General features: G+C 65.5%; 24 protein-coding genes and 1 pseudogene. 7 read left to right on the forward strand and 18 right to left on the reverse strand.

Annotation, left to right across the window (positions count from 1 at the left end; translation table 11 throughout):
- Nucleotides 1-62 precede the first annotated feature (62 nt).
- The 3 genes from SM755_RS07580 to SM755_RS07590 form a co-directional block, all read right to left on the reverse strand.
- Complete coding sequence (locus SM755_RS07580; protein WP_323172134.1) at nt 63-1,061, reverse strand: TIGR03560 family F420-dependent LLM class oxidoreductase; 999 nt, start codon at nt 1,059-1,061, stop codon at nt 63-65.
- On the reverse strand, nt 1,058-2,419 hold the full coding sequence (thiD, locus tag SM755_RS07585; RefSeq protein ID WP_323172135.1) for a bifunctional hydroxymethylpyrimidine kinase/phosphomethylpyrimidine kinase: 1,362 nt from the start codon (nt 2,417-2,419) through the stop codon (nt 1,058-1,060). Before thiD ends, SM755_RS07580 begins: the two co-directional genes overlap by 4 nt.
- Before the next feature lie 129 nt (nt 2,420-2,548).
- The gene (locus tag SM755_RS07590; protein ID WP_323172136.1) at nt 2,549-3,556 is read right to left on the reverse strand and encodes an AIR synthase family protein; all 1,008 of its coding nucleotides are present in this window, start codon (nt 3,554-3,556) and stop codon (nt 2,549-2,551) included.
- Between the two features lie 209 nt (nt 3,557-3,765).
- Here SM755_RS07590 and SM755_RS07595 point away from each other — a divergent pair, with 209 nt between their 5' ends.
- The 3 genes from SM755_RS07595 to SM755_RS07605 all read left to right on the forward strand — a co-directional run bounded on the left by SM755_RS07595 (nt 3,766) and on the right by SM755_RS07605 (nt 5,671).
- Nucleotides 3,766-4,875, forward strand: coding sequence for a putative sulfate/molybdate transporter (locus tag SM755_RS07595; RefSeq protein ID WP_323172137.1), 1,110 nt, complete (start codon nt 3,766-3,768; stop codon nt 4,873-4,875).
- A 159-nt stretch (nt 4,876-5,034) separates the two neighbouring features.
- Entirely contained in the window at nt 5,035-5,163 is a 129-nt protein-coding gene (locus SM755_RS07600) for a hypothetical protein (RefSeq protein WP_323172138.1), read from the forward strand.
- The gene (locus tag SM755_RS07605) at nt 5,156-5,671 is read left to right on the forward strand and encodes a hypothetical protein (RefSeq protein WP_323172139.1); all 516 of its coding nucleotides are present in this window, start codon (nt 5,156-5,158) and stop codon (nt 5,669-5,671) included. Before SM755_RS07600 ends, SM755_RS07605 begins: the two co-directional genes overlap by 8 nt.
- Nucleotides 5,672-5,680: 9 nt before the next feature.
- Here the strand turns inward: SM755_RS07605 and rdgB are convergent, their stop codons facing one another.
- From rdgB to uvrA, 10 genes and pseudogenes are all read right to left on the reverse strand, one after another.
- Nucleotides 5,681-6,226, reverse strand: a complete 546-nt coding sequence (gene rdgB, locus SM755_RS07610) for an RdgB/HAM1 family non-canonical purine NTP pyrophosphatase (protein ID WP_323172140.1) — start codon at nt 6,224-6,226, stop codon at nt 5,681-5,683.
- Between the two features lie 266 nt (nt 6,227-6,492).
- Nucleotides 6,493-6,774: a DUF5808 domain-containing protein gene (locus SM755_RS07615; protein ID WP_006665790.1), complete on the reverse strand. Its 282-nt coding sequence runs from the start codon at nt 6,772-6,774 to the stop codon at nt 6,493-6,495.
- Nucleotides 6,775-7,020: 246 nt separating this feature from the next.
- Nucleotides 7,021-7,200: pseudogene (locus SM755_RS07620) on the reverse strand (pyrrolidone-carboxylate peptidase); the annotation flags it as partial.
- Between the two features lie 35 nt (nt 7,201-7,235).
- Complete coding sequence (locus SM755_RS07625; RefSeq protein ID WP_323172141.1) at nt 7,236-8,087, reverse strand: DUF6498-containing protein; 852 nt, start codon at nt 8,085-8,087, stop codon at nt 7,236-7,238.
- Nucleotides 8,088-8,119: 32 nt separating this feature from the next.
- Nucleotides 8,120-9,844, reverse strand: a complete 1,725-nt coding sequence (locus SM755_RS07630) for a bifunctional N(6)-L-threonylcarbamoyladenine synthase/serine/threonine protein kinase (RefSeq protein WP_323172142.1) — start codon at nt 9,842-9,844, stop codon at nt 8,120-8,122.
- Between the two features lie 19 nt (nt 9,845-9,863).
- A complete protein-coding gene (locus SM755_RS07635) occupies nt 9,864-9,998 on the reverse strand; it encodes a 30S ribosomal protein S27ae (RefSeq protein ID WP_006107993.1) in 135 nt (44 codons plus the stop codon).
- Nucleotides 9,999-10,319: a 30S ribosomal protein S24e gene (locus SM755_RS07640; RefSeq protein WP_006665793.1), complete on the reverse strand. Its 321-nt coding sequence runs from the start codon at nt 10,317-10,319 to the stop codon at nt 9,999-10,001.
- 198 nt (nt 10,320-10,517) lie between these two features.
- Nucleotides 10,518-11,621 (reverse strand): hypothetical protein, encoded by a 1,104-nt coding sequence (locus SM755_RS07645; protein WP_323172143.1) that lies wholly within the window; start codon nt 11,619-11,621, stop codon nt 10,518-10,520.
- Nucleotides 11,622-11,680: 59 nt separating this feature from the next.
- Nucleotides 11,681-12,094 (reverse strand): hypothetical protein, encoded by a 414-nt coding sequence (locus SM755_RS07650; RefSeq protein WP_323172144.1) that lies wholly within the window; start codon nt 12,092-12,094, stop codon nt 11,681-11,683.
- Between the two features lie 84 nt (nt 12,095-12,178).
- Nucleotides 12,179-15,142 (reverse strand): excinuclease ABC subunit UvrA, encoded by a 2,964-nt coding sequence (gene uvrA, locus SM755_RS07655; RefSeq protein WP_323172145.1) that lies wholly within the window; start codon nt 15,140-15,142, stop codon nt 12,179-12,181.
- Nucleotides 15,143-15,339: 197 nt separating this feature from the next.
- Between uvrA and SM755_RS07660 the strand changes: the two genes are divergently transcribed.
- Entirely contained in the window at nt 15,340-15,912 is a 573-nt protein-coding gene (locus tag SM755_RS07660) for a hypothetical protein (protein WP_323172146.1), read from the forward strand.
- On the opposite strand, the gene SM755_RS07665 is transcribed toward SM755_RS07660, so the two are convergent.
- The gene (locus SM755_RS07665) at nt 15,909-16,148 is read right to left on the reverse strand and encodes a PRC-barrel domain-containing protein (RefSeq protein WP_006665798.1); all 240 of its coding nucleotides are present in this window, start codon (nt 16,146-16,148) and stop codon (nt 15,909-15,911) included. The two genes, SM755_RS07660 and SM755_RS07665, sit on opposite strands and share 4 nt — an antisense overlap.
- Before the next feature lie 212 nt (nt 16,149-16,360).
- Here SM755_RS07665 and SM755_RS07670 point away from each other — a divergent pair, with 212 nt between their 5' ends.
- Nucleotides 16,361-16,510, forward strand: a complete 150-nt coding sequence (locus SM755_RS07670) for a hypothetical protein (RefSeq protein WP_006665799.1) — start codon at nt 16,361-16,363, stop codon at nt 16,508-16,510.
- On the opposite strand, the gene SM755_RS07675 is transcribed toward SM755_RS07670, so the two are convergent.
- Both SM755_RS07675 and nrfD read right to left on the reverse strand, forming a co-directional pair.
- On the reverse strand, nt 16,498-17,253 hold the full coding sequence (locus tag SM755_RS07675; RefSeq protein ID WP_323172147.1) for a methyltransferase domain-containing protein: 756 nt from the start codon (nt 17,251-17,253) through the stop codon (nt 16,498-16,500). The two genes, SM755_RS07670 and SM755_RS07675, sit on opposite strands and share 13 nt — an antisense overlap.
- A 133-nt stretch (nt 17,254-17,386) precedes the next feature.
- A complete protein-coding gene (gene nrfD, locus SM755_RS07680; protein WP_323172148.1) occupies nt 17,387-18,751 on the reverse strand; it encodes an NrfD/PsrC family molybdoenzyme membrane anchor subunit in 1,365 nt (454 codons plus the stop codon).
- A gap of 176 nt (nt 18,752-18,927) precedes the next feature.
- Here nrfD and SM755_RS07685 point away from each other — a divergent pair, with 176 nt between their 5' ends.
- The gene (locus tag SM755_RS07685; protein WP_006665802.1) at nt 18,928-19,344 is read left to right on the forward strand and encodes a universal stress protein; all 417 of its coding nucleotides are present in this window, start codon (nt 18,928-18,930) and stop codon (nt 19,342-19,344) included.
- A 40-nt stretch (nt 19,345-19,384) separates the two neighbouring features.
- Here the strand turns inward: SM755_RS07685 and SM755_RS07690 are convergent, their stop codons facing one another.
- A complete protein-coding gene (locus SM755_RS07690) occupies nt 19,385-20,629 on the reverse strand; it encodes an NAD(P)/FAD-dependent oxidoreductase (RefSeq protein ID WP_006665803.1) in 1,245 nt (414 codons plus the stop codon).
- Between the two features lie 203 nt (nt 20,630-20,832).
- Here SM755_RS07690 and SM755_RS07695 point away from each other — a divergent pair, with 203 nt between their 5' ends.
- Nucleotides 20,833-21,468, forward strand: a complete 636-nt coding sequence (locus SM755_RS07695) for a DUF6149 family protein (protein WP_323172149.1) — start codon at nt 20,833-20,835, stop codon at nt 21,466-21,468.
- 207 nt (nt 21,469-21,675) lie between these two features.
- Here the strand turns inward: SM755_RS07695 and SM755_RS07700 are convergent, their stop codons facing one another.
- On the reverse strand, nt 21,676-23,007 hold the full coding sequence (locus SM755_RS07700) for an ABC transporter substrate-binding protein (protein WP_323172150.1): 1,332 nt from the start codon (nt 23,005-23,007) through the stop codon (nt 21,676-21,678).
- Between the last annotated feature and the right edge of the window lie 46 nt (nt 23,008-23,053).

The following is a 23,053-nucleotide window of genomic DNA, read 5'->3' on the forward strand; positions in this document are numbered from 1 at the left end:
GCGAATGAGCGTTCGGTTTCCGGTAGTCTTGCGGACCGCAGCGAGGCGTTCGGACCGCGGGCTCACGCGAGCAGTTCGTCGGCCAGCAGCGCCAGGCTCTCGTCCTCGTCGGCCGCCGCGTCCGGCACCGCCAGCATGACCGTCTCGATTCCGGCGTCGACGTACGCATCGAGGCGCTCGCGGATCTCCGCCGGCGTCCCCGTCGGTGCCGTCTCGACGTATCCCGAAAGGAAGAACTCCCGTGGCTCACTCGGCTCGTCCGGCAGGAACTCGTCCGCGAACGCTGCCCGCTTGCGTTCCGCGTCCGCGGTCGTCTCGCCGACGAAGACGAACAGTTCGGCGGACTTGCGGATCTCGTCGTACCGCGCGTCGTCCTCGCAATGGCCTCGCAGTACGTCGAGTTTCTCCCGAAATCCCTCGGGTGAGAGAGTCCCGAAGTTCCAGCCGTCGGCCAGTTCGGCCGCGTACCGGAGGGTGAACTCCTCGCCGCCGCCCCCGATCCAGACCGGCGGGTGCGGGTCCTGGACCGGCCGCGGCTCGCAGAACGCGTCCTCGAGTTCCATATCGAGATGCTCGCCCTCGTGGCTGTAGCTCTCTTCGGTCCACAGCCTCTGTAGAATTTCGACCGTCTCGGCGAGCCGCCGGAGCCGCTCTGCCGGCGGCTCCCTGAACTCGTAGCCGAACCGGTCGTACTCGTCGCCGTACCAGCCCCCGCCCAGGCCGAGGTCGAGTCGGCCGTCGCTGATCCGGTCGACCGTCGCCGCCATCTTCGCCAGCAGTGCGGGGTGTCGGTAGGACTGGCTCGTGACGAGCGTGCCGACGCGGACCCGGTCGGTCGCCTCGGCGACGGCGCTGAGCGTCGTCCAGCACTCGTGGGCCCCGCGACGCGGGTCGCCGATCCACGACTGGAAGTGGTCCTCGAGCCAGACCGCGTCGTAGCCGAGCGATTCGGCCCGAATCGCCGTCTCGCGAACCGCGTCGATCTCGGTTCCGTACTGGGGAAGGATGACGCCGACGTCGAGTTCGGTCGCCGTCTCGACCGCGGCGTCGGGTGCGCTCATCGGCGCACCTCCGAATCAAGTGTGACGACGCGCTCGGCGAGGGTCGCGGCGTCGTCCGCGAGCAATTTCGTCATCGCCTCCTTGCCGACCGCCCCGCGGTCGATCACGGCGGTCGGCGGCTCCTCGTCGTTCCGATCAGCGAACGCCTGCCGCGCGCCCCAGCCCATCGTCTCGCCCTCCTCGTCGGCCGTCGGCTCGTCGGCGCGGTCGTACTCGGCGCGCTCCCACCCGAGTTCAGCGAGCGCCGCCTCCACGTCCGGGCCGAACCGGCAGTTGACGGCGAATCGGCAGTCCGGGCTGAACTCGCGGGCGGCGAGGAGAAAGCGGGCGACGTGGCTCGACGCGCCGAATCGAACGCCGCGGTTGGGCTGGATGCCCGAGAGCGTGCGCGTGATCCGGCCTTCGACGGCGGCCGTCTCGTCGACCGCTTCGGCGTAGGGGGTCGCGCCGACGACGTTCATCCCGACCTCGGGGACGAGTTCGGAGACGTCGGCGTCGACGAGTCGGTCGACGATGGTCTGCACTTCCTCGCTCGTCGCCTCCCGGGCGGCCGCGTTTCGCAATTCGACGGCGTGGTTGACCGCCCCGTCGCCCTCGCCAACGTCGTAGGCGTATCGTACCGCCCGCACGAGGAAGTCGGTCGCGCCGCTGACGGCCGTCTCGAGGTCGTCCCCCGTCGCCAGGCGGGCTGCGATCGCCGCCGACAGCGCACAGCCGGAGCCGTGGGTCGCCGCCGTGTCGATGCGCGGGTGCTCGAACGTCGTGGTGCCCGCGTCGGTGACGAGCACGTCTCGAACCGTCTCGCCGGGAACGTGCCCGCCCTTGACGAGCGCCGCGTCGACGCCGAGTTCGCGGATCGCCTCGCCGGCCTCGCGGGCGCTCTCCTCGTCCGTCACCGCGATGTCAGTCAGCACCTCCGCCTCGTCCGCGTTCGGCGTCGCGAGCGTCGTGTCCGACAGGAGATCCTCGTAGGCCCGTTCGGCCTCGGGTTCGAGCAACCGATCCCCCGAGGTCGCGACCATCACGGGATCGACGACCAGCGGGAACGCGAACGAACTCGCGCGCTCGGCGACGGTCTCGACGAGTTCGGTCGTCGCGAGCATCCCCGTTTTCGCGGCACCGACGTCGAAGTCGCCGGTGACAGCCCCGATCTGGGCGTCGACCTCCTCGGCGGGGAGGGCGAACGAGCGCTCGACGCCGCGGGTGTGCTGGGCGGTGACGGCGGTGATCGCCGACGTGCCGAAGACGCCGTGGGCGGTCATCGTCGCGAGGTCGGCCTGGATGCCGGCCCCGCCGCCGGAGTCGCTGCCCGCGATCGTCAGCGCGACGGGGCGACTGTCGGGTGCTGGAGTTCTCATAGCCAGGGATATTCGCTGGTTATACAAATCGATAGTGGTCCGAAACCCGAGCCGATCGACGAACTCGCTGGACGGATGGAGTGAGCCCTCATCGGTCGACTCGACGACTCGGAAGCGGTTCAGTCTGTGCTACTCACGTGCAAGCTCCGCGTAGGCCGCCCACGACGGATCGGTGCGCGGATGCTCGAGTCGTTCGCCATCGACCGCGACCCCGGACCCCGATTCGACGCGGCCGATATCCGCGACGACGGTCCCTCGGTCTTCGAGCGCCGTCCGCACCGCGTCGACGCCGTCCGGGTCGACCGCGATGACGAGCGAGCCGCAGCTGGTCATCGCCCAGGGGTCGAGTTCGAGGCGTTCGCAGACCTCGGCGACACCGGGACGCACCGGCACCGCCTCCCGGTCGATCGCGAATCGGGCGTCGGCACCCGCCGCCATCTCGTTCAGCGCGCCCGCGAGCCCGCCCTCGGTCACGTCGTGCATCGCGGTGACGGGTCCCGACGCGGCCGCCGTAAGCGCGTCCCTGACCGCGTAGACCTCGTCGAGGCGGTCCTGCGCGTCGGCGATCACAGTCCGTGGGAGATCCAACTGGTCGCCGAAGAGGGTGCTGAGGAGACCGACGGCCTCCACGGCTGGCCCGGTCGTCAGGAGGAGCCGATCGCCGACGCGCGCGCCGTCGGGACGGACGACTTCGTCGTGCTCGCCGACGCCCATCGCGGTCGCCGCGCCGACCCACGGGTGGGACGGATCGGAGTACCGGGCCGTGTGGCCCGTCACGACCGAGACGCCGAGGTCGCGACACTCCCCGTGAATCGTCTCCCAGACGGTCGCGAACTCGTCGTCGGTCATCGTCTCGGGGAGAGTAAAACAGATCGAGAGATGCGACGGCGCGACGCCGCTGACGGCAACGTCCGCGAGCACGAGATCGAGCGCGAACCGAGCCGCGCGCTCGAAGCCGAGTGCCGGCAGGATCGAGAGCGGGTCCGTCGCAGTAACGAGCGCCTGCCCACCGATATCCAGTACGCCGAAATCAACGCCGTGAGTCGGCCCGATCACGACATCATCACGAGACGCGCCCAGATTCGGCGCGATCCGGTGCTCGAAGAACTCGCGGTCGATCTTCCCGAGGTCGGTCATACGCAAACCAGCCGGCCGACCGATCTTCAGCGTACTGATCGCCGACGTGCACGCCCGCCCCGGACGAGTTCTCGCCGCCGACGCGGACCGTTCCGTTCGTCCACGAGCCCGACACGCGGCGTAACCACCAACGATTCACTCACGCCGAACAGGAAACCACAACCAGTTTCTGCAAACAGTAAAACCGATCCCCGCCAAAGGGCGTGTGAATGGCGCACTCGCTCCCGTCGCCGACTCGGTCCGACTTCGAGTTCTCGGTCAGTGAGCTCTCGGGTGCGCTAGGTGATTCGGTTACCGTCCTGCCGCTGCTGATCGCCCTCGCCGCTACCACGACCGTCTCGCTACCCCACGTCCTCGTCGGCTTCGGCGTTTTCCAGCTCGTCTGGGGGCTGTACTACGGATTACCGCTCTCCGTCGAACCGATGAAAGCCCTGATCGGACTCGCCATCGTCGGGTCGCTCTCCTACGCCGAACTCGCGGCGGCCGGGCTGCTCGCCGGCGTCGTCCTGCTCGGCGTCGGGTCGCTCGGCCTCGTCGGCTACCTCCAGCGGGTCGTCGGCGAACCCGTGATCCGTGGCATCCAACTCGCCGTCGCCCTGCTCCTATTCGAGGCCGCCGTCGACCTCTCGGTCGGCGCGCCCGGCGTGGCCGCCGCCGGCCTCGCCGTCGTCGGCGCGCTTGCCCTCGCGGGCTACCGGCAGTCGAGCGTCCTCGTCGTGCTCGCACTCGGCGGCGTCGCCGCGATCTTCGCCGCCGGCGTCCCGACGCCCCGCGTTCCCGCAGCCGAACTCTTTCCCGCCGGCGCGCCGACGCTCTCCGCCGCGGCGATCGAGGGCACCGTCGCCCAACTCGGGATGACGGTCGGCAACGCGGCTATCGCGACCGCGCTGCTCTGTGGCGACCTCTACGACCGGGATATCTCTGCCGACAGGCTCTCTCAGAGCATGGGCGTGACCTGTCTCACGGCGATTCCGTTCGGCGGCGTCCCGATGTGTCACGGCAGCGGCGGCCTCGCCGGCAAGTACGCCTTCGGCGCGCGAACCGCCGGCGCGAACGTCCTCCTCGGCCTGGGGTACGTCGCCCTCGCGCTCGTCGCAACCGGCGCGCTGCTGGCCGCGTTCCCGGTCGCCCTGCTCGGCGTCTTGCTCGTCGTCGTCGCAATCGAACTCGGCCGCGCGGCGTTCGCTCCGATCTCCGCCGCGGACACCCGCGCGCTCTGCCTCGTCGTCGGCGTCGGCGTCGTCGGCCTCGCGGTGAACGTCGGCGTCGCGTTCGTCCTCGGTGCCGTCGCGTTCTGGCTGCTGTCGCGTTACGCGTGATACGGTCTGCTGTAACGATTTGCCGGCACAACCGCAGGACGGGCGCGGTTGCGCCGGAAATGACTTACAGCAGTCCGTATGAATCGTCCGCAAACGCGGTGGGAAAACCGGGCGCGAAAACCCGGGCGACTTTTCTCCCGATAGGACAAACCACCGCCGATGACCACCACCTGGGGCGACCTCTTCGACCGCGGAGCGAGCTACGACGTCGACCTCGACCGGATCCGCGCGACCGCCGACGAACTGGACGACCATCCGGCGTCGAGTTCAGGTGAGCGGGATGACTGATCCTGATCCCGATCCGGATTCCGATCCCGATCAGACATCCGCGCAACCGAATCCTGCCCGTATCGCCGCCGATCCCGCGGTTCTGGCCGCCGATCTCCTGCTTGACGGCGACGCCCGCAGGGCGCTGGATCACGTCCGCCGCCACTCCTGGATCGATCTCGTCGCGAGCGATCACCTGCTCGCGGCGACCGAACGCCTCGTCGCCGCCCTCGCCGACCCCGACCTCGCGGCCGACCATCGAGCGCGCCTCGAAGCCGATCGCGTCGCCGTTGACCACCCCGTCGACGATCACCCGGCGCTCGCCTCGGCCTACCGCGGCGAGGCGGCGCACTTACTCTCCTACGACGAGTCGCTGAACTCGGCGGCCGCCGGACTCTCCATGCAGCCGCGGCTCTCGCTTAGCGTACGGACGCCGGACGCGTTCGCGACTGTGTTCGATCCCGAAAACCTCTATCCGGCGGTCGAAGGCGGAACATATCCGGGACCGGACCGCGACCCGCGCGAATAAGTTGACCGACTACTGATCGGCGTACCACTCGGTAAACGCCGCCAGCGCCCGCCCGCGGTGTGAAATCGCGTTCTTCTCTTCGACATCCATCTCGGCCAGCGTCTGCTCGTTGAACTCGAAGATCGGATCGTAGCCAAAGCCACCGTCGCCGCGCGGCGAGACGATGGTCCCCGCAAGCGTTCCCTCGAACGTTTCCGTCCGGTCGCCGTCCGTGAACCCGAGAACCGTCTTGAACCGTGCCCTGCGATCGTCCTCCGACTCGACGAGTCGCCAGAGGCGTTCGACGCCGACCGTGTCCTCGACGTATGCCGAGTACGGCCCCGGGAAGCCTCCGAGCGCATCGACGAACAGGCCCGTATCGCCGACCAGAATCGGATCGCCGTCCCCGAGTTCTTCGTACGCTTCCTCTGCGCCGCGAATCGCGATGGCTTCGAGCGAGTCGCTCTGGATTTCCGTGTAGTCGTAGGGCACCTGTTCGACGGTGGTGATCCCCTCGAGATAGGACTGGGCCTCGCGCGCCTTTCCGTCGTTCCCGGTGACGAACCGAATGGCCATATTCGAGGCAGCGGTCGCCGCGGGAATATAGCCGTCGGTTGCGCCCGCTGTGGGTCGAATCGGTGCCCGACGGGCAACCGACCGCTCGAACCGAGCACGAGGAGACACTCGACCCTGGGACTGTGACTGAACGCGAGAGCGAACTCGAACGCACAGACGCCCCGATCACGGGCGGTGTGGCAGTTATTACCCGCTACGCTATCCACTACAGAACCTACAGAACCTACAGAACCGAGAGAAACGGCGCGTGCAACTGAACTCGCCGCTCAGTGGTCGTCGTCGACGATGACTTCGACGGGTTCGTCTTCCTGCTCCTCGGTGTCCGTGGACGAGCCCTGCTCCTGTTGCCACAGCAGCGCACCGGCGACAACGACGACGATCCACGAGCGCCAGTTCGCGAGATTCAGCGTGTAGCCGACGCCGAAGGGCTTCTCGACGAGCATTCCCTCGCCCGGCTGCCAGTACGACGAGAGCATGCGACCGATGCTCGGCCGTTCGAAGTTGTACGGTACTCCGAGAATCTCACCGGAGGTCGGTTTGTCTGCCATACCCGCCAGTACGACCTCCCGTATTAAGAGTATTGTGTGCTCGCCTCGATTATGGAAATTGGTCACTCTCGATACGCGATCAGTTGCGGCGTCGCCCGCACAGCGCGTCGGCGTCGCCCGCACAGCGCGTTATTGATACTATTGGGCAGAAGTCAATACGAAGTCGGTCGCAAATTCGCGGCTGTCTCCACCGACGACGGCCGCAGCGGAGCGACCGATCTTCACGTAGTTCTGTCCAACAGTATGAGAACAGGCCACCTCGAGTTCCGCGAGAACCCCCTCCATCGTCTCGAGTGCTATACTCGGTTCGCCCTCGTCGCGAACCGCCGCCTGTTCGTGCGAGAGCGGAACGTGGATGAAGCCGGCGCTGAACTCGTGGTCCGTGGCCGTCGTCGCCGAAACGTGACGAGCGGTGTACAGCAGGTCGGTAAACCCAGCTCCTGACGAGGGGATCGAGACAATCACTGCAGTCGATCGTTAGACGGCCGTTCCGTATCGAGCTGGGACTCGGGCTTGCGCTGGTTCGGAGCGAACAGGTCGGCGAATCGACCGGGCTCGTCTCGATGGCGGTGCTGGACGAGCGCGCGATCGACTGCTAGTTTCGAGAGGACGACGATCGTGGCGATACTACCGCTTGCAATCGCGGGAAACGTACCAGAACTGGAACCAGTGGCGGCTGCCAGTAGATAGATCGGAGTCAGGGGGATGAGGACGCCGAACCAGAAGAGTGCGATCCGACAGGGAATCTCCACCACCATCGCTGCCGAGTACTGGTCGACCAGCCGGCGACCGAAAAAGTCGCGAGCGATGAAGACGGCCCGGACGCCGAACAGGGCCACGGCCATCGCGAGTCCCTCGAGCGAGTACGCCGCGGTAATGTACGCCTGGTACGCTTCGATATTTCCGTCGGTGGTTACAAAGAGATCGAAATTCGGGTATTCGAGAAACGCTCGAGAACTAACGAACCAGACGAGAGCCACTAGGACGAAGGCTGCGGGAACGAATCGGACGTTTTGATAGCGGATCGGTGGCAGCCACGAACCCAACTGTATCGACCCGGACCGACGGGGGATCGGTATCGGTCCAGGGTACGATCCCCCGCGTTTCAGATTCGGTTTCGACTCTCGTTGTGCGAACAGTACCACGCCGAAATAGAGGAGTACCGTCGCTCCCAGTTCGACCCAGTAGACGAACAGCGCCTGTGACACTTGCCACTCGAAACCGACGAGGCCCGCAAGCGGGAGCAGATTCGCGACGAGAAGCACCCGAACGGCCCTTCGACCATCCGAGTTCGATTCCGTTCTCGTCCTCATGTGATGTGTCCCAGCGTCGGCCTCCTCCCGACTCAGGTGTACCGTCCCCGACCTTCGACATCCCGAAGCCGCTCGAGTACCCGCTCGTCACCGACATCGCGATAGCCCTCGCGGACTGCGTCCCGAAGCGGCTCGGGATCGTCGGCGGTGCCGACGAGACTTTGATCGAAAACGTGCAGATCCATCGCGTAATCCTCGACGTGGTCTGTGTGATAGCCCAGTCCGAAGTCGATGAGGTACGTCCGATCCGCGTTCACCCTGACGTTTCGCGTCGTCGGATCGCCGTGGACGAACCCCGCCTCGTGCAATCGTGCGAGGTGGCGACCGACATCGCGGACGTACGCTACCCTGCGATCACTATCGAGTTCGTCGCGGAGATCGGCCGCGCCGACGAACTCGAGTTCGAGTCGCGCCTCCAGCGGATCGACATCCGAGAGCACCGGCGTGGGGACGCCCTCGCGGCGCGCGAGGGTCGTCAGCCGGGCCTCGAGGGTCGTCCGCTCGCGGCGGAGTCGATCGTCGAGGGTCGGGTGGCGGTACGTCTTCGGCTTGCGGCGTTTGCGCACCCGCCCCGTTGCGGGGTCGAGGTCGACGAGCGCCTCGGCACCGCGGACCTGATCGTCGCGAGAAGCGCCGCGTCCGGGGGCGAGTTCGGGTTCGGGTTCGGGTTTGGGTTCGTCGCTCTGTTCGCGGTCCCCTCCGCTACCGCTTGCGGTTTCGAGGTCCCCGCTTCGCTCGGCTCCCCCTCGCCACGTGACCGGCACCTGATCCGGCCGGAAGTTCGGATCGACGCGCGAATCTTCGACCGCGAGCGTGTCGCCGGCCGCGTACATCTTCGCGCCGAGGACGGCGATCATGCCAGCGTTGTCCCGCAGGAACCGGGGGTCGGGCGCGTGAAAGTCGGCCCCGCGCTGGTCGCACATCGACGCGAGCATCTCGCGCAGGCGGGCGTTCTGTCCGACGCCGCCGCCCAGCACGAGTTCGTCGCTGCCGGTCAGCGAGAGCGCGCGCTCTGCCACCTCGGTCAGCATGGCGAAGATGGTCTCCTGGAGCGAGTAGCAGATATCCGCGACCGCTACATCGTCGTCGTAGCGCTGCTTCGCGGCGCTCATGATCCCCGAAAACGAGAAGTCCATTCCCTTGACGACGTAGGGGAGATCGATGAACTCGCCGTCCTCCGCGGCCGCCTCGACTTTCGGCCCGCCGGGGTGGGACCAGCCGACGTGGCGGGTGAACTTGTCGATCGCGTTGCCGACGCCGGTATCCATCGTCTCCCCGAGGACGCGGTAGCGGCCGTTGCGGTAGGCCAGCAGGTGGGCGTTTGCGCCGCTGGCGTTGAGACAGACCGGCGAGTCGAAGTCGGCGGTGTGGCGGCCGATTTCGAGGTGAGCCACCATGTGATTCACGCCGACGAGTGGGACGCCAAGCGATTGGCTCAGCGCCCGCGCGGCCGTTCCGACGGTTCGCAGGCAGGGGCCGAGCCCGGGACCGCGGGAGAAGGCGACGGCGTCGACCGGCGGCTCCGAATCGGGGCCGCCGAACGTCTCGCGGGCATGGTCGAGTGCCCGTTCGACCACCGCCGGAATCGTGTCGTGCATGTGCTCTGCTGACTCGCGGGGATGAATGCCGCCGCTTTCCGGCTCGTAGGCGTCGGTTTCGATAAAAACGTCGTCGGTCTCGGCGTCGAAGACGGCCGCGCTGGCCGCCCAGGCGGTGCCTTCGATGCCGAGTACTCGCGGGGCTGAACTCGGGCTCACGACTCAGCGGTGCTCGTCGTTAGGCCCACTCGGTGTAGCCGCACTTGCCACAGTGCTTGCGGTCGCCGTGGTCGGCGAGGAAGACGTCGCCACAGCGGGGACACTGCTCGCCCTCGATGCTGCCGTCGTCGCCGTAGAGTTCGTAGCGCGCCATTTATGCTTCCTCCGGATCAGCGTCTGCTTCGGCCTCTTCCTCGACGCCGATCTTGTTTCGCTCGAGCATGTGGTCCTGCTCGACGTCCCGGGCGTGGTCTGCGGTGTCGTAGACCTTTGCCTCGCCGACGGTCTTTCGCATCCCGAACTTGGTTTCGAGTTTGCGGATGACGACCTCGTCGGCGTCCTTGTTCAGTTTCGCCGCGAGGCTGTCACGAACCTGGAGGCGCTCCGGGGTTGCGTCCTCGTGGGTCAGTTCGAACGTCACGTCCGTCCGGTGCAACATGGGGTTCTCCGATTCGGAGATGATGTCGACGTCCATGATATCACTCAGTTACCCTACTATCCCCGTGTAGCGCCTAAAAGGATTTCGAAGCGACCAGTGACTGCTGCTACTCGCGGCGGAACTCCTCGCAAGTGTTCCAACTCTCGGAACCGTCCTGAGCACTGCCGTCGTCGCGCCGGTTTACGCCGTCGTGATCGTCGTATTGCTTGGGTGTGACGGTGACGGCGTATCGCGTTACGCCGAGACGACGGCGATTCCTCGCGGCGTCTGCATCTCGAGTTCATCGGGCCACTCGATGTCGACCCGTTCCCATCGGTCCCCGAAGTCATCGGTGACGAACAGCCCTCGGTTGTTCACGCCGTAGACGGTGTCGTCGCCTGTCGTCGCGAAGACGGCGCGAACGACGCCGTCGCCGGTCGGCAATCCGTTGTCGTCGAGACCCTCCCACGACGCACCCGCTGTGCGGCGGTAGACGTACGACTCGGCGCGGCTGGCGGTGTGAGCCGTCGACGCCCCGCTCGCACTCGAGAGCAGCACCTGGTCCGGATCGGCGGGGTTCGGGACGACGCTCCAACAGTAGCGGTGGCCGAGACCGTCCTGCGGATTCTCCCAGTGTTCGCCGCCGTCGTCGCTCTCGGCGTAGCCATCGCCGGCTGCGGCGTAGAGTCGTCCTTCCCGATCGGGATGCGTCGCCAGGCTGTGATTGTCCAGCCGCGAGCCGTCGGGCCGCTCGTGCCACGTCTCGCCGCCGTCGGTACTGTAGACGAACGCGCCCGCCTCGATGCCGACGTAGAGTCGATCCGGGTCGAACGGATCGACCTCGAGCCAGCGGACGTGGTGCGTGTGGGGCCGCGGCGGGAAGTACCACTCCGATTCCGAGGGCAGGTCGGTCAGCCCGCCGAGTTCAGTCCAGGAGTCGCCGCCGTCCGTGCTCCGGTAGACGCGGCTGGGTTCGGTGCCGGCGTAAAGCACGGCCGGGTCGTGCGGGCTGATCGCGAGCGACATGACGGCTTCGCTCGCGAACACGTCGCCGGTTTCGAGTCGATCGAACGTCTCGCCGCCGTCGGTGCTTCGAAAGAGACCATGTTCGAATGTGCCGACGAACAATCGTTCGGGCGCGTCGGGGGAGGCCGCAACGCACCGGAGTTTGTGACCGGAGAGCCGGGTGGTCGTCGTCCAGTCGGCGGTCGGTTCCGCCGCCGTCTCCACCGTGCTCGTCGTCTCCGACGTGGTGGCTGTGTCCGACGAGGACGAGAACGAGGACTGTGATGACGACTGCGCTGCAGCGTCAGTCGTACAGACGAGAAGCCGATCTCGAAGGGCGATAGCGATACGCATACACTGTCGTAGGCGTTCGATCCTCAAACGAGTCGCGGTGCGTTCGCATGCACGGCCGGTTACTCGACAGTAAACAGTTCCTCGTCGAGTTGCACCCCGCCCAATCCGCACTCGAGCGCCCCGAACGCGAGAATTAGCGAGGTTCCGAGGGCAAGACAGGCTGTCAGTATCCCCCACCCGCCCGGCGCGGTCAACAGTTGCAGGAAGCCAGCTGAACTCGCCGCGACCGACAGGACGGCCAGCCCGACTGCGGCGATTCGCGGCCAGCCAACCGTCGTAACGCCGAGCGCGAGACGATCGCGGACGCCGACGACGAGCAGCGCGAGGCCGCCGAACGCGAGCCACCCGATCAGAAACAGATCGATCGTCGTCGTCGGCCCGCCGAGTGCGAACAGTCCGGCGACGACCGCAAGCGTCACTCCTCCGCACACACCGAGTCGCCGTCGAAGCGAGTTCGTCGTGAGTATCGACATTCGACGTTCGTTGTCCGTCTTTGTAGTCGACCTCGGTAATCGTTCGGATTTGCGGCTGTGTGCGAGATGGCGTTGCGCGCGGTATCAGTCGTCGTCCATCGGTGCCGAAACCGGTTCGACGCGCTCGCCGCGCGGTCCGTCGAGTTCAACGTCGGGCAGCAGGTCGCGTAGGTAGCGCCCGGTGTGGGAGTCATCGAGTCGGGCCACGTCCTCGGGGGTGCCCGTGGCGACGACGTTGCCGCCGTCTTCGCCGCCCTCGGGACCGAGGTCGATGATGTGATCGGCGTTTTTCACGAGGTCGAGTTCGTGTTCGATGACGACGACGGTGTTGCCGTTGTCGGTCAGCCGGTGGAGCACGTCGACGAGTTTACGCTCGTCGGCCGAGTGCAGGCCGGTCGTCGGCTCGTCGAGCAGGTACAGCGTCTCGCCGGAATCTTTCTTGCCGAGTTCTTCTGCGAGCTTGATCCGCTGGGCCTCGCCGCCCGAGAGCGTCGTCGAGGGCTGGCCGAGTTTCATGTAATCGAGTCCGACATCCTGCAGCAATTTGAGCCGGCGGCGGATCTGGCTCGAGGATTCGAAGAACTCGTAGGCTTCCTCGACGCTCATATCGAGCACGTCGGAGATGGTCTTGCCTTTGTAGGTGACATCGAGGGTGGCGTCGTTGTAGCGCTCGCCGCCGCATTCCTCACAGGGGACGTAGACGTCCGAGAGGAAGTTCATCTCGATCTTCACGGTGCCCTGTCCGCCACACTCCTCGCAGCGTCCCTCTTTGACGTTGAAGGAGAAGCGGCCCTTCTCGTAGCCGCGCTGTTTCGCCAGTTTGGTCTGGGCGAACAGGTCTCGGATGTAGTCGAAGACGCCGGTGTACGTGGCGGGGTTCGAGCGGGGGGTACGACCGATCGGCGACTGGTCGATCAGCCGCACGGTTTCGATCTGGTCGAGTCCCTCGAGTTCGTCGTGATCGCCGGGAATGACGCTCGTGTTGTCGTTCATCTCGCGGGCGAGGCCTTTGTAGAGCACGTCGTGCATGAGCGTGGACTTGCCGGAGCCCGAGACGCCGGTGATCGCCGTAAAGTTTCCGAGCGGGATGTCCACGTCCAGGTTCGAGAGGTTGTGCTGGCGCGCGCCGAGTATCGTCAGCGCCCCGTCGGGGTCGCGGCGCTCCTCTGGGACCGGAATCTGCCGGCGGCCGGAGAGGTAGTCGCCGGTGATCGACTCGTCGCAGGCTTTGACGTCCTCGACGGAGCCGTTGACGACGACTTCGCCGCCGCGCTTGCCGGGGCCGGGCCCCATGTCGATGACGTTGTCCGCGCGGCGCATCGTCTCCTCGTCGTGCTCGACGACGAGCAGGGTGTTGCCCAGGTCGCGAAGCTCTTCTAGGGTATCGAGCAGCCGGTCGTTATCCCGCTGGTGGAGCCCGATCGAGGGCTCGTCGAGCACGTAGAGGACGCCGACGAGACCGGAACCGATCTGGGTCGCCAGGCGGATGCGCTGGCTCTCGCCGCCCGAGAGCGTCGAGGCCTCCCGATCGAGGGTGAGGTACTCGAGGCCGACTTCGACCATGAAACTGAGGCGGGCGCGGATCTCCTTTAGGATCTCCTCGGCGATGACCCGCTCGCGCTCGGTGAGGTCGGCTTCCATCGACTCGAAGTGCGCGAGCGCGTCGCCGATGCTCATCGCGTTGATCTCGGTGATGGCGGCGTCGTCGACCAGCACTGCTCTGGAGGCGGGCTTCAGCCGCGTTCCGTCGCAGGCAGGACACTCCGTGACCGACATGTAGTCCTCGATGTGCTCGCGGGTCGAGTCCGAATCGGTCTCGATGTACCGCCGTTCGAGGTTCGGAATAACGCCCTCGAAGCGCTTTTGTTTGCGTCGAGTACCGTTTTTCGTGCTGCGCTTGAAGACGACTTCGCGGTCGGTACCGTAGAGGAACTGCCGTTGTACGTCCTCGTCGAGGTCCTCGAACGGCGTCGTCAGCGACACGTCGAAGTGCTCGGCGACGGAATCGAGACGAGTTTGGTAGTACGACCGGTTGTAGCTCCAGGCCTCGAAGACGTGCTTGACCGGCTTCGAGGGATCCTGGACGACCAGGTCCTCGTCGACCTCCTTCGTCTCGCCCAGGCCCTCACACTCGGGACAGGCTCCGTGGGGCGAGTTAAAGGAAAAAGAGCGCGTCTCGATCTCCGGCACGTCGATCCCGCAGTGGGTACAGGCCAGATCCTTCGAGAACTCGACGACGAAGCGGTCGTCTTCCTCGACTTCCTCGCCCAGCGCGCCCGTCCGACGAGCCTCCTCGCCGAGTTCAGCCGCAACTTCCTCGGGCGCGTCCGGGAGGATGACCTTCAGCACGCCCTCGGCTTCGTCCAGCGCCGTCTCGACGCTGTCGACGATCCGCGGGCGATCCTCGGTCGAGACCGTCACGCGGTCGACGATCACGTCGACGGTGTGATCGAAGTTCTCGTCCAGGTCGGGCGTATCGAGCGTCAAATCGTGTTCCTCGCCGTCGACCTCGACGCGAGCGTAGCCCTCCGAGACGAGTTCATCAAAGAGGTCCTCGAAGGCCCCCTTCTGGTCGCGGACGACGGGCGCGGCGAGTTTGGCCTTCGTCCCCTCGGGGAGTTCGAGGATGCGCTCGACCATGTTCTGGGCCGACTGCTCGCCGACCTCGCGGCCGCACTCGGGACAGTGTGGCGTGCCGACGCGGGCGTACAGCAGGCGAAGGTAGTCGTGGAGTTCCGTGACGGTCCCCACCGTCGAGCGCGGATTGTTCGCGGCGTTCTTCTGGTCGATCGAAATCGCCGGCGAGAGGCCCTCGACGGTCTCGACCTGTGGCTTGTCCATCTGCCCAAGGAAGTTCCTGGCGTAGGCCGAGAGGCTCTCGATGTACCGGCGCTGGCCCTCGGCGTAGACGGTCTCGAACGCCAGCGAAGACTTGCCCGATCCCGAGAGGCCGGTGACGACGGTGAACTCCTCGCGGGGGATCGTCACGTCGAGATCCTTCAGGTTGTGCTCTTCCGCCCCGCGTACTTCGATTGTCTCCTTGCTCATCGGTCTGCACTCGTCGGACGACGGGAGAACGGTGGTCGCAGTACCGGTGCTCGATTCATTGTAGTTGTGTCAGTAGCCGAAGCAACTTAACGGGTCTGAAAGCCGAATGACGTGGTCATTGGTAACTATTCCTGCTGTACTGTGCGGTGGCCCGGTCCGACCAAAGTATCTTCGGTCGGTAGCCCGAACAGTCATCCATGAGCGACGACAGCGGGAACGAGCCGACACTGTCGGTCGACGAGTTCGTCGAGTACTGTCGGACGCAGGCGGGGCTGCTCAGCGGTCACGTCGAGACCATGCGCGAGGAGGCCGACGACCTGCTCGACGACATCGACGCGGACATGGCCGAGATCCGGTCGCGACTCGAGGCGCAGTCGTCGGGCGTCAACGGGACGAAGACACCGTCGCCGACGGGCGCTACCGGAGCCGCGGGTCCGAACGCAACCGATACCGATCTCGAGGAGATCGAAGCCCTTGAGAACGACGTCGAGGAAAAACAGTTTCTCGTCGAGGCAAAGCAGACGCGAATGGAAGCCTTCCAGCAACTCGCGGCCGACTACACTGAACTCGGGGCCGAACTCCAGTCGGACGTAACGGACGGGCAGGAAGCGCTGGAACGGGTCATCCACTTCGAGGCCGACCGCGACGCACCGGTATACTTCGAGGATCGGCAGACGGTGTACGAGGCCGCGGCTGCGAGTTCGAGCGGCGAGCCGGCGGACGGAAGCGATGTCACCGGCGGTGACAAGCGGCCGGACGAGAACAGTTAAAGGTCGCCTCGAAGCACGACGTCGTCGCCGACCGACGCGAGCATCTCCTCCGTGACGGTGTAGTCCTCTTCGTCTTTGCCCTCCCAGCCGAGGGAGGCAAGCAGGTGTTCTGCGATCGACGGATTGGGATCGACGGCGGCGCGATTCCCGTCGACTTTCGCAACGATCCCGAGTTCTTTTCCTTCCGCATCGACGACCGTCTTGCCGACGTCGTCTTCGGTCAGTGGTGCTGTCATACGAACCGATAGGTCGATATCGCGGATAACGCTCCGGCCGTCTCCTGCTGGCTCGCACGGCGTGGCAATAGCGTCCCCGGAGTATATACTGCTGGCACCCGTGGACGCTACTGCGGTGCTCTTTCCACGCTGACCGCCGCGAGCGCGGTTCGAGCCAAAACGCAGAATCGGAGCCTCGGCTCGATAGAGCAGACCACCAGATCAACGCTACAATGAGCCACACACTCGAAATCAGCGACGATCTCAAGGACCGACTCGACGAACACCGTGAGCCGGGCCAGTCCCCCGAAGAACTCATCGCAGAACTGGTGTCGATGTACGAGACGGAGGGGACCTTCCTGCAGGAAGGCTACTCCGAGTGACGCGTTGTCGGCAGCCCGGACGTCGCTCTTTTGGCGTCGAGTTCAGCGGCCAGATACCGCCAGTGCTCGTCCTGGTCGGCGAACGACTCCGTCGTCCCCCACTCGTCGGTAATCGTAAAGCCGGCCGCCCGTAACTGCTCTCGCGTCGCCTCGATGCCGGCGATGTGCCACTGCATCTCGACACCGCTGTCGAGCCAGTCGGGATTCGTCCCGGTCCACTCGCTCGCCCCCTCCGAGACGAGCACGCGACCGCCCGGCCGCAGGACGCGACTGAACTCGTCGATGACCGCCCGGTGGTCCGCGAGCGGCACGTGGATCAGCGAGTGGAGCGCGGTGACGGCGTCACAGCAGTCGTCGCGAAGGGGGAGTCGCGTCATATCGCCCTGCGAGAGGGATGCCGTCGGCGCGTTCTCCGCGGCGAGTTCGAGTTGGGTGCGCGAGACGTCGATGCCGATTGCGTCGCGGGTTCCGTTTTCGTCGGTGTCTCCGTCTCCGTTTCCGTCTTCGTTCGCGTTCCCGTCTCCGTTCCCGTCGCCGGTTCGAGGTCCGTCCCCGTCGAGGTCGCGGAGAACGGGCGTTCCTTGCCCGCAGCCGGCGTCGAGCACCCGCGTCGGCGTCTCCAGCGAGCGTAGAACGGTCGTGAGCACGTCGCGTTCGCGCCCGTCCTCGTTCGCCGTTCGTTCCGCGGCGTACGTCTCCGCGAGTTCGTCGTACCCGCGTCGAACGGCGGTCTTGTCGACCATGGGCGACGATCCGTCTACTGGGTAATCAAGTTTCGGTGCACGGTGCCTGTTGGATGATTGCGTTTCGATGTCTGGAACGGGATCGCGGGCGAGCGCAGGGACGGCGCGACGGCGACGCGGGAGGGTGACTCGGTCAGTCGCGCGTCGGTGATCCGGTGCCGGACTCTCGGTGCTCGTCGTCTTCGCCGCGTTCGAGGCGGAGGTGTTCGATCGCGTGGAGTTCGACGACGGGGACGACCTTGGCGACGAGGAGGAAGAACAACGAGACCATGCCGATCGTCCCGGTGAGCGAGGCGAACTCGATCAGGCTGGGAATGTAGTGGCCGGGTGTTGCGGCGTAGATTTCGAACGCGGGGTACTCCAGGCCCTCGACGACGAATAGGACCTTCTCGAGGATCGTCCCGAGGAGGATCGCAACGGCGGCGATGGCGGCGCGCCGGCGGGTAAACAGCGCGGGGCGAATCGTCTGTGCAAAGATGTACGCGAGGGTGAGACTAACGAGCGTCATCGAGGTGAGGTAGATGGGGCTACCGAGGGACGCTGCCCAGACGTGACCCAGGTCGGTCGGCGGGGAGAAGGTGCCGGTGAGTATCTGCTGTAGTTGGAGCCACAGGAACAGGAGGCTGAAGAAGCCGAGCCAGAGCGTGAGTCCGCGGAAGATGTCGTCGGTGATGATGTGGTCCCAGTCGTATGCGCGACGGAAGGCGCTGGCGAGGAGAATAACGCCGCTGATCGCGGAGGTCAGGGCGATGGTGAGAAACTGCGGTCCCTGGACGCCGCCGAACCACCGCGGCATAGTCGGGAGCACGGCGAACAGCCACGGGATCACGCCGCCGTGGAGCAGCAGTGGTGCCATGATGATGATGGCCAGTGCGATCCACCAGACCATCCGCTGGACGACCTCGTCCTCGCGTTCGGTGTAGCCGATTGTCAGCATGCTGTAGATCGGATTGAAGCGATCCGGCAGATCGGACTGCAGCCGGCTGATGTCGTACCGAAGCGTCAGGGCGAGATACGTCGCCGTCAGCACGAAGTAGGCCGTGATGACGGTCACGTCCCACACCAGCGGCGACGCGTGGACGGTGATGTGGTAGTGACCGGCGATGCTCGTGACCATCCGATCTGGTCGGCCGAGGTGGACGACGATGTAGAACGCGGCGGCGGAGAGCGCACCGATGGTAAGCAGTTCGGCCAGGCGAGCGATCGGCATATAGCGGTCCATGCCGAGCAGTCGGACGGCAGCGGAGAGGATGATGCCGCCGTGGGCGATCCCGACCCACCAGATGAACGCGCCGATGTAGATTCCCCACGTGACGCCGCCGCCGGTCCCCCAGTCACCCAGCCCGGTGACGACCATCCCCTCCGTGAGCTGATAGCCCCACCCGAGGAGAAAGAGCCCGAACGCCAACCCGGCAATGGCAACGAGAACGTAGTATACGGTCGATGTTTGCCGGATCGGCCGAAGCACGTCCGCCTCGGTGGGTGATTTCGTGCTCATTGTGAGTTTCTCACACGTCGTACCGCAGCGACACAGTTTGTTTCGAGCGTTGGCCTTGCAAGGATCGGATAGGGGACAGACCAACGCACTCCTCGAAATCGCGTCCTTACAGTCCCAGTTCACAGAGCGTGTGTCACTAAGTGTCATTCAAGTAGCCAGGTGCCGTAGAACCACCTATGCACCTGCTCGTCGCGCTCGACGACTCCGAGCCGGGCTGGGCCGCGCTCGAGTACGCCCTCAGGGAGCACCCGGACGACGAGATTACCGTTCTTCACACCATCTCCCTCTCGGAGAGCAGCTACGGCGAGTTCGCGCATCTGGGTGCCGGACCGCTGCTCGAGCAACGCCGAGAGCGAGCGACGGGCCTGTTCGAGGCGGCTCACGACCGCGCCGCGGCGGCCGAGCAGTCGGTGGCGACCGAACTGGTCGAGGGACGACCGGCCCGCACGATCGTCGACTACGCTCGCGAACACGCCGTCGATCGGATCGTCATCGGCAGTCACGGCCGGACGGGAGTCTCGCGGGCGCTACTGGGAAGTGTCGCGGAACAGGTCGTTCGTCGAGCACCGGTTCCAGTGACGATCGTTCGATGACGGGCTGAGATCGGTACCGACGCAAAACTGCGAAGGAACCTTACTGCTCCTGGCTCTGTGCAGGCGCGAGGTCGTCGATTTCGACGGACGGCTCGAGAAGGACCTCCGCCTGCTCGCCGATATCGCGCTGTTCGCGCATCAACTGCTTGAGCGTCCGCTGCGGCGAGAGATCGCCGATGAGCACACCGCCGACGATCTTGCCGTCCTTGATCGCGATGCGTCGCCACTCGGTGTCGCTGTACCGGCGTTCGACGTGTTCGTCACCGAGCGTCGGATGACCGAAGGAGAGAAACGGGAAGTCAAAGTGCGTAATCGAGTACGACGAAACCCACTCGAACACTTCGTCCTCGTCGTCTGCAGCCATATTGACCGCCGCGACGCGACCCTGCTCCTTCGCCGATCCCCAGGACCCGTTCTGGGCCTCTTCGTCGAGCAGCACGTCGTAGAAGCGAGTAATGTCTCCCGCCGCGTAGATATCGTCGACGTTCGTCTGCATGAACTCGTCGACGACGATGCCGTTGTTCATCTCGAGGCCGACCCCGCGGAGGAACTCGGTGTTGAACGTCAGCCCGATCGCGACGCCGGCGAAGTCACACTCGTATCGCTCGCCGTTCGGGTCGACGGCGGCGGTGACCTGTCCGTCCGCGTCGGTCTCGAAGTGGTCGACGCCGCTGTCGAAGACCGGTTCGACGCCCTTCTCGCGCATGCCCTCGTGCATGATCTCCGCGCCGTCCCCGGAGAGCGCGTAGCGCCACCAGCGGTCGCCGCGCATGAGGTACTTGCCCTCGACGCCCTGTGCGCCACAGACGGCGGCGAAGTCGATACCGAGGAGTCCAGCACCGACGATGACGCCGTTCTCCGCGGCTTCCGCGCTCTCGCGGATGCGACGGGCGTCCTGGAACGTCCAGAAGTGGTGGACGCCCTCGGCATCGCTGTCGTCGACCGGCAGCTGGGTCGGCGTTCCGCCGGTCGCGATAAGCAGCTTATCGTAGGTGATGTCCTCCCCCTCGTGGGTGTGGACGATCTTCTCGTCCGGATCGACCGTCGTCACGTGCGTGTTGAGCGAGAGGTCGATGTCACGCTCTTCGTACCACTCTTCGTCGTGAATCGAGATCGGTGCTTCGGGAAGTTTGCCCTTCGCGTGTTCCTTGATGAGAATGCGATTGTACAGCGACTCCCCCTCATCGGTGATGACGGTGATCGATGACTCCGGGTCTTCTTCCCGGAGGGTCTCGGCAGCCGAACTGCCCGAGATACCGTCCCCGATGATGACGTAGTCTGTCATATCTCGACCGTTCGTAATGCGGGTTAAAGTGGATTGCTATCTCGTTCATTTTCCCGTTCGACCCTGAAGATTGCAACAATTGTCAGTTTCAGCCCGATGCTTGTGAACATTGGTAATACCAGTCCGGTGCTGAACCGACACCCGAACCGCGTGATCAACACCGTCCCGAACCGCTCTTTAGGGACGCCACCGTACTATCCGCTATGAAACTCCGCCAGAACGCGCGCCACTTCGCCTCCCGAACGGCGCTCCAGACGCCCGTCGTTCGATCCGTCGCCACCGCCGGACTCGTCCGTCTCCACACGGGCGTTTTCCTCGACAAAGCAGACCCCGCCCACGCCGACGAGCGCGAGGACCACCTCGACGACCTCTTCGAGGCCACGATCGACACCTACCTGCGGGCGCTCAAGGACGGCTACTCCGAGGCCGAAGCCCGCGAAATCACCCACATCCAGGCCGCGTTCGACTTCTACAACCACGGCTGGACCGAAATGATGGAATTCCCCACTGACGAACTCGACGCCCACTACGACCGCTACCGCGAGTTCTTCGAGCGCTGGGACATTACGATCGATGAGCCGCTCGGCCAGTTCGCGCCGCCGGCGGGACTGACCGAGGCCCCATCGACGCCCGAGAAACTCGATGATCCCGTCCATCCCCACGCGGAGGGCGGCTTTGCGGACGACGTCTACGTCGAAACCGAGTCGGGTGAGACCGTCGTCGGCGGGCGGGACGAACCCGCTGACGTTGACGTTTCGCAGGCGGTCGGCGTCCGCGATGACGCCGGGACGAACGCGCCCGAGAACGAAAACGAGAGCGGCGGCGACGGCGAGAACTGAGCGCCGGGACGGTCGATCACCTCGCGCTGTTTCCGAGACGGTGCTTCGCCGACGCGGCCAGTGTGGTCGATCCCGCTTCACCCCTGCTGACCGCCGGCACTCGCCTCACTCCTCACATAATAAGTCACGGATAGTATCAGTTCCGGGCGCTGACCAATCGCTCGAGATGCGTCAACCGCGGTCGAGTTCAGCTCGCCTTCGAACCGGTCAGTAGAGCCAGTCCGGTTCGACGTACTCCGTCGTCGCGTGCTCGTCAGGCCAGATGACTTCTTGGGTGCCGTTCCCTGCATCGTCTTCCTGCCACTGGAAGTACAGCGTGTCGCCCCGGTTGTACGCGAGGTCGTGCGGGAACTCGTGATCCCGGCCGTAGAACTCGATCTGCCCGGCGCTGCCGGTGAACTCGATGTCCTCGAGCACCGGCACGAGGTCGGCGGAATCGACTGTCTCCGCCTGCGCGGCCGCCTCGGCGAACAGCGCGACCGCGTCGTAGGCGAAGTAGCCAGTGTAGACCGGCGAGGATTCGCCGTAGGCGTCCTGATACGCGTCCTCGAAGGTCGGCGTTTCCGCCGTTACCTCCGCACCGAGCGGTGCGCTGCTCTGTCCGACCGCAAACCGACAGGCGCCGCCGACCGCGTCGTAGTAGGTCGGCAGCTGCATCGGCACGTGGATCCCGCCGAACTCGAGTTCAGGTTCCTGGGCCGTCCAGTCGACGACGGCGTCGGTACCGGTGTGGGCGGTCGAGATGAAGACGGCGTCGGCACCCTCGGCTTCGGCCGTCTCGTAGATGCCCGAGAAGTCGTCGGTTGCCGGCGGATATCGCTCTTCCATAGCAATCTCGAGATCGATCGCCGACTGTTCGTCGTGGAAGGTTTCCCACGCGCCGCGGTTCCACTCGTAATCCTCGGCCAGCAGCGCGATCGAGTCCCAGCCCAGGTCGGGTGCCATGTCGCCGAGGAAGTCGATCTGGGCCTGCCCGAGGTCGTAGTCGTTGACCGGCCCGGCGCGGAAGTGGTACTTGTACTGCTCGTAGTCCTCGCGGACGAGTTCGCTCACGCTGGAGGTTGCGGCACCGGCGGTGATGTGAAGCGTCTCCTGTTCCGCGATATCGTCGATGATCGCCTCGAGGACTTCGCTCGTCGAGACGCCGATCGTGACGGCCGCGTCCTCCTCGAGAACGAGCCGCTGGTATTCCCGGCGGGCCTCAAGCGGGCTGCCGCTCGTGTTCCCGACCGCCAGTTCGACCGTGCGACCGTTGATACCGCCTGTTTCGTTGAGGAGATCGCGGGCGACACGGGCCGAGCGAGCGATCGCGCGACCGTTGAAGTCGCTTTCTGGTTCGGGAGCGAGGACGCCGATCGTCACCGTCTCTCCGTCCTCGGTTTCACTGCCGACGATAGTTTCGTACGTGTCCGTACACCCTGCCGTGGAGAGCGCGGCCGTGCCGGCCGCCGTCGCGAGAAGTTGACGCCGCCGAAGACTGTGCTGGGACTGCTTCCCAGCAGCGGTCGGGGTCGTCCGTTCCCGATCAAAGTCCGTCATACTGGACTGTTCTTTCGACCTATGTTTCTTAACGGTTCCGGAGAGG

Origin of the sequence: Natrialba sp. PRR66, assembly GCF_034808065.1 — an archaeon.
GTDB classification, from domain to species: domain Archaea; phylum Halobacteriota; class Halobacteria; order Halobacteriales; family Natrialbaceae; genus Natrialba; species Natrialba aegyptia.

Coding starts and splice junctions, on each gene's coding strand:
- SM755_RS07580 (WP_323172134.1), bottom strand. CDS start 1,061: ATGAGCGCACCCGACGCCGCGGTCGAGACGGCGACCGAACTCGACGTC.
- thiD (WP_323172135.1), bottom strand. CDS start 2,419: ATGAGAACTCCAGCACCCGACAGTCGCCCCGTCGCGCTGACGATCGCG.
- SM755_RS07590 (WP_323172136.1), bottom strand. CDS start 3,556: ATGACCGACCTCGGGAAGATCGACCGCGAGTTCTTCGAGCACCGGATC.
- SM755_RS07595 (WP_323172137.1), top strand. CDS start 3,766: ATGGCGCACTCGCTCCCGTCGCCGACTCGGTCCGACTTCGAGTTCTCG.
- SM755_RS07600 (WP_323172138.1), top strand. CDS start 5,035: ATGACCACCACCTGGGGCGACCTCTTCGACCGCGGAGCGAGCTACGAC.
- SM755_RS07605 (WP_323172139.1), top strand. CDS start 5,156: ATGACTGATCCTGATCCCGATCCGGATTCCGATCCCGATCAGACATCC.
- rdgB (WP_323172140.1), bottom strand. CDS start 6,226: ATGGCCATTCGGTTCGTCACCGGGAACGACGGAAAGGCGCGCGAGGCC.
- SM755_RS07615 (WP_006665790.1), bottom strand. CDS start 6,774: ATGGCAGACAAACCGACCTCCGGTGAGATTCTCGGAGTACCGTACAAC.
- SM755_RS07625 (WP_323172141.1), bottom strand. CDS start 8,087: ATGAGGACGAGAACGGAATCGAACTCGGATGGTCGAAGGGCCGTTCGG.
- SM755_RS07635 (WP_006107993.1), bottom strand. CDS start 9,998: ATGGCGCGCTACGAACTCTACGGCGACGACGGCAGCATCGAGGGCGAG.
- SM755_RS07640 (WP_006665793.1), bottom strand. CDS start 10,319: ATGGACGTCGACATCATCTCCGAATCGGAGAACCCCATGTTGCACCGG.
- SM755_RS07645 (WP_323172143.1), bottom strand. CDS start 11,621: ATGCGTATCGCTATCGCCCTTCGAGATCGGCTTCTCGTCTGTACGACT.
- SM755_RS07650 (WP_323172144.1), bottom strand. CDS start 12,094: ATGTCGATACTCACGACGAACTCGCTTCGACGGCGACTCGGTGTGTGC.
- uvrA (WP_323172145.1), bottom strand. CDS start 15,142: ATGAGCAAGGAGACAATCGAAGTACGCGGGGCGGAAGAGCACAACCTG.
- SM755_RS07660 (WP_323172146.1), top strand. CDS start 15,340: ATGAGCGACGACAGCGGGAACGAGCCGACACTGTCGGTCGACGAGTTC.
- SM755_RS07665 (WP_006665798.1), bottom strand. CDS start 16,148: ATGACAGCACCACTGACCGAAGACGACGTCGGCAAGACGGTCGTCGAT.
- SM755_RS07670 (WP_006665799.1), top strand. CDS start 16,361: ATGAGCCACACACTCGAAATCAGCGACGATCTCAAGGACCGACTCGAC.
- SM755_RS07675 (WP_323172147.1), bottom strand. CDS start 17,253: ATGGTCGACAAGACCGCCGTTCGACGCGGGTACGACGAACTCGCGGAG.
- nrfD (WP_323172148.1), bottom strand. CDS start 18,751: ATGAGCACGAAATCACCCACCGAGGCGGACGTGCTTCGGCCGATCCGG.
- SM755_RS07685 (WP_006665802.1), top strand. CDS start 18,928: ATGCACCTGCTCGTCGCGCTCGACGACTCCGAGCCGGGCTGGGCCGCG.
- SM755_RS07690 (WP_006665803.1), bottom strand. CDS start 20,629: ATGACAGACTACGTCATCATCGGGGACGGTATCTCGGGCAGTTCGGCT.
- SM755_RS07695 (WP_323172149.1), top strand. CDS start 20,833: ATGAAACTCCGCCAGAACGCGCGCCACTTCGCCTCCCGAACGGCGCTC.
- SM755_RS07700 (WP_323172150.1), bottom strand. CDS start 23,007: ATGACGGACTTTGATCGGGAACGGACGACCCCGACCGCTGCTGGGAAG.